Raw genomic sequence first — 4,350 nt, 5'->3', positions numbered from 1 at the left:
CCGCTACACGGTGGCGGCGATGCAGCGCGCGACGCTGGCGGTCTATGAGCGCGCCGCGGGCCGCAGCTTCGCCCGGCCACTCTGAGCCGCGCCGGGGAACACAGCCCCGGGGGATCTGAGCCCGGGGAACACAGTCCAGGGAACACAGCCGGGGAGAACAGCCCCCGGGAACAGAGCGGCGGCGGCGACGGTCAGTTTTATCCGGGACGATGCGCGCGCTTGACAGCGCCGCGCGCGGCGGGGAGTTTGCGCGCGGCTTCCGCAAAGAAGGGCATGGACGTGGAACAGCAGGCCGTCGACCAGCGCGAGGACGTGACGATCAGGCTGCCGGACGGCGCCAGCCGCAGCTACAAGCGCGGCGTCACGGTGCGCGAGATCGCCGCCGACATCTCGCCCTCGCTGGCCAAGCAGGCCATCGCGGCACGCCTCGACGGGCGGCTGTGGGACCTTTCCTGGCCGATCGAGCGGGATGCGGAGCTCAGCATCCTCACGCCCAGGGACGATGCGGCGGCGACCTACGAGCTCTACCGCCACGACCTGGCGCATATCATGGCCCGCGCGGTGCAGGAGCTGTTCCCCGACACAAGGGTCACCATCGGCCCGGTGGTCGAGAACGGCTGGTATTATGACTTCGACCGCGACGAGCCGTTCTCGGACGACGACTTCGCCGCCATCGAGAAGCGCATGCGCGAGATCATCGCCGCGCGCGACCCGGTCAAGACCGAGGTGTGGCCGCGCGCCGAGGCGATTCGCCACTACCGCGAGACCGGCGAGCCCTACAAGGTGGAGCTGGTCGAGGCGATCCCCGAGGGCGAGCCGGTGCGCATGTACTGGCACGGTCCCTGGCAGGACCTGTGCCGCGGCCCGCACCTGCAACACACCGGTCAGGTGCCGGCCGACGCCTTCAAGCTGATGAAGGTGGCCGGGGCCTACTGGCGCGGCGACAGCCGCAACAAGATGCTGCAGCGCATCTATGGCGTGGCGTTCCGCAACCGCGACGAGCTCAAGGCCTATCTGCACCAGCTCGAGGAGGCCGAGCGGCGCGACCATCGCCGCATCGGGCGCGAGATGGACCTGTTCCACACCCAGGAGGAGGCGCCGGGCATGATCTTCTGGCACCCGCCGGGATGGATGGTCTGGCGCCAGCTGCAGGCCTACATGCAGCGCCGGCTCGACGCCGCGGGCTATCGCGAGGTGCGCACGCCGCAGGTGATCGACCGCAAGCTGTGGGAGGCCTCGGGGCACTGGGAGAAGTACCGCGAGCACATGTTCATCGTCGAGGTGGACGAGGGCGGCGATGCCAAGCGAATCAACGCGCTCAAGCCGATGAACTGCCCGGGCCACGTGCAGATCTACAACCAAGGTGTGCGCAGCTATCGCGACCTGCCGCTGAGGCTGGCCGAGTTCGGCTCGTGCCACCGGCACGAGCCCTCGGGGTCGATGCACGGGCTGATGCGGGTCAGGGGCTTCACCCAGGACGACGCGCACATCTTCTGCACCGAGGACCAGATCGAGGGCGAGACGCGCGCCTTCATCGAGCTGCTGGCCTCGATCTACCGCGACCTGGGCTTTGAGTCGTTCGACGTCAAGCTGTCGACCCGGCCCGAGGTGCGGGTGGGCTCGGACGCCATCTGGGACAAGGCGGAGGCGGCGCTGGAATCGGCGGTGCGCAAGGTCACCACGGACTTCACGGTGGACCCCGGCGAGGGCGCCTTCTACGGGCCGAAGCTCGACTTCAAGCTGACCGACGCCATCGGGCGCGAGTGGCAGTGCGGCACCTTCCAGGTGGACTTCAACCTGCCCGAGCGGCTGGACGCCGAATATGTCGACGCCGACGGCGCGCGCAAGCGCCCGGTGATGCTGCACCGGGCCATCCTGGGCTCGTTCGAGCGCTTCCTCGGCATCCTGATCGAGCAGTATGCCGGGCGCTTCCCGCTATGGCTGGCGCCGCGCCAGGCGGTGGTGGCGACCATCGTCTCGGATGCCGACGATTACGCCGACGCGGTGGTGGCGCGGCTGGGCGCGGCGGGCCTGCGCGCCGAGGCCGACAAGCGCAACGAGAAGATCAACTACAAGGTGCGCGAGCACTCGGCCGCGCATGTGCCGCTGATCCTGGCGGTGGGCCGGCAGGAGGTCGAGGCGGGCACGGTCTCGGTGCGCCGGCTGGGCGAGCCGGGGCAGAAGGTGGTGACGCTCGATGAGGCGGTCGCGGCACTGGCGGCCGAGGCGACGGCGCCGGACCTGACGCGGGCCGGTTGAGCCGCGCGCGGCCCGGCACGCGCCTTGGGCGCCGGCGCCTCGGCCGCCCGCCCCGGGGGCGCATGCGCGCCCTTTTCCCTTGCGCCGGGCCGGATTATACTTCACAGAGCGCGCGCCGCCCCGGCCGCCAGGGCCAGGGGCGGCGAGTCGTGTCTTGTTGCCACGCATCCGCCGCCGAAGGCGCGCGGCGGGGCCCAGACGAGGGAGACTGATCCATAGCCAGACGTCCGCACAACGCACCCCCGACGCGGGACACGGGTCCGCGCGTCAACCACCACATCCGCGTGCCGGAAATCCGCCTCATCGACGAGAACGGCGACAATGTCGGCGTCGTGCCCCCGGAGCGGGGCGTCGAGATGGCCGAGGAGGCCGGTCTCGACCTCGTCGAGATCTCGCCCGGGGCCAGCCCCCCGGTCTGCAAGATCATGGACCTCGGCAAGTTCAAGTACGAACAGCAGAAGAAGGCCGCCGAGGCCAAGAAGAAGCAGAAGGTCATCGAGATCAAGGAGGTCAAGTTCCGCCCCAACATCGACACGCACGACTACGACGTGAAGATGCGCGCGGTGACCAAGTTCCTGGGCGAGGGCGACAAGGTCAAGGTCACGCTCAGGTTCCGCGGCCGCGAGATGGCGCACCAGGAGCTGGGGCGCGAGCTTTTGGAGCGCATCGCCGGCGATGTCGAGGGCCTGGGCAAGGTCGAATCGATGCCGCGCATGGAGAACCGCCAGATGACCATGGTGGTGGCGCCGCAGAAGTGACCCGCCCGCCTGCGCCCTTCATGCCGAAATATACGGCCCAGACGGCGCAGGCGGCGCCGGACGGACGGATCTTCTCGCCGACCTTCGAGCGCAACTGCCCGCCGATCACCGAGGCGCTGCGGCCGCTTCTGGAGGGGCGCGAGGGCACGGTGCTGGAGATCGGCTCGGGCACCGGCCAGCACATCGCCCACTGGGCCGGCAGCTTCCCCGGCCTCGACTGGCAGCCGACCGACATCCACCCCGAGCACCATGCCTCCATCGCCGCCTGGCGCCGGGCGGCGGGGCTGGCGAACCTGCGCGCGCCGTTCGCGCTCGACGCCGGCGGGGACTGGGCGGCGGCGTCCGAGGTGCGGCGGTTGGGGCCGCTCGCGGCGGTGATCGCGGTCAACGTGATCCACATCGCGCCCTGGGCCGTGGCCGAGGGCATCGTGGCCGGGGCGGCGCAGGCGCTGGCGCCCGGCGGCGTGCTGGTGTTCTACGGCGCCTTCCGCCGCGGCGGCGAGCACACCACGCCATCCAACGCCGAGTTCGACGCGGCGCTGAGGGAGGCGAACGCGGAGTGGGGCGTGCGCGACCTCGACGAGGTCTCGCGGCGCGCCGCCGCGCACGGCTTCGGCGCCGCCCGGGTGAGCGAGCTGCCGGCCAACAACCTGCTGGTGGCGTTCGGGCGCGGCGAGCGGCGTGCGCCCTAGCGGACCACCCAGACCATCATCAGGAAGGCGACAAGCGCGAGGAGCCCCCAGGGGCTGAAGATATAGGCGAAGGCGTGCTGGACCAGGCCCTGGGTGGGGCCGACCGTCGCGTTCGCGAAGCCTTTGCCCGCCTTCTTCACCACTTCGCCGACCATGTTCAGACCTTCATCAGCGCCCTCGCGGCCGAGCGGGCCTCGGGCGTGACCGTCTCGCCTGCAAGCATCCGCGCAATTTCGTCGATGCGCAAGTCCGCATCGAGCGGCGCGACTTCGGTGCGGGTGCGCCGGCCGTCGGTGGACTTGGCGATTCGCCAGTGATGGTCGCCGCGCGCGGCCACCTGGGGGCTGTGCGTGACGACCAGGACCTGGGCGCCCTGGGCACCCCGGGCGAGCGTGGCGAGCCGGCGGCCGACCGCGTCGGCGGTGGCGCCGCCGACGCCGCGGTCGATCTCGTCGAAGATCAGGGTGAGGCCGGGCGCGCGGGCGGCGAGGCAGACCTTCAGGGCCAGCAGGAAGCGCGACAGCTCGCCGCCCGAGGCGATGCGGTCGATCGGCCCGGGCGGCACCCCGGGGTTGATCGCGGCGGTGAACGAGACCTCGTCGGCGCCCTCGGGGCCGGGCCGGCCGGGCGCGATCTCGGTG

General features: G+C 71.2%; 4 protein-coding genes and 1 pseudogene. 3 read left to right on the top strand and 2 right to left on the bottom strand.

Annotated elements, in window-relative coordinates:
* Nucleotides 1–273 precede the first annotated feature (273 nt).
* The 3 genes from thrS to AC32QD_RS15245 all read left to right on the top strand — a co-directional run bounded on the left by thrS (nucleotide 274) and on the right by AC32QD_RS15245 (nucleotide 3,709).
* Nucleotides 274–2,259: a threonine--tRNA ligase gene (thrS, locus tag AC32QD_RS15255; RefSeq protein WP_492011361.1), complete on the top strand. Its 1,986-nt coding sequence runs from the start codon at nucleotides 274–276 to the stop codon at nucleotides 2,257–2,259.
* Nucleotides 2,260–2,474: 215 nt separating this feature from the next.
* Nucleotides 2,475–3,017 carry a translation initiation factor IF-3 gene (gene infC, locus AC32QD_RS15250; protein ID WP_492011362.1) on the top strand — a complete coding sequence of 181 codons (543 nt, stop codon included), beginning with the start codon at nucleotides 2,475–2,477 and terminating at the stop codon, nucleotides 3,015–3,017.
* Nucleotides 3,018–3,037: 20 nt separating this feature from the next.
* Nucleotides 3,038–3,709, top strand: a complete 672-nt coding sequence (locus tag AC32QD_RS15245; RefSeq protein WP_492011360.1) for a DUF938 domain-containing protein — start codon at nucleotides 3,038–3,040, stop codon at nucleotides 3,707–3,709.
* On the opposite strand, the gene AC32QD_RS15240 is transcribed toward AC32QD_RS15245, so the two are convergent.
* The gene (locus tag AC32QD_RS15240; RefSeq protein WP_492011359.1) at nucleotides 3,706–3,864 is read right to left on the bottom strand and encodes a hypothetical protein; all 159 of its coding nucleotides are present in this window, start codon (nucleotides 3,862–3,864) and stop codon (nucleotides 3,706–3,708) included. The two genes, AC32QD_RS15245 and AC32QD_RS15240, sit on opposite strands and share 4 nt — an antisense overlap.
* 2 nt (nucleotides 3,865–3,866) lie before the next feature.
* A pseudogene (locus AC32QD_RS15235) lies at nucleotides 3,867–4,350 on the bottom strand (DNA repair protein RecN); the annotation flags it as partial.

The sequence above is a fragment of the Thermohalobaculum sp. genome (assembly GCF_058622915.1).
The sequence above is the reverse complement of the archived record's forward strand: the minus strand, read 5'-3'. Positions and strand labels throughout refer to the sequence as shown.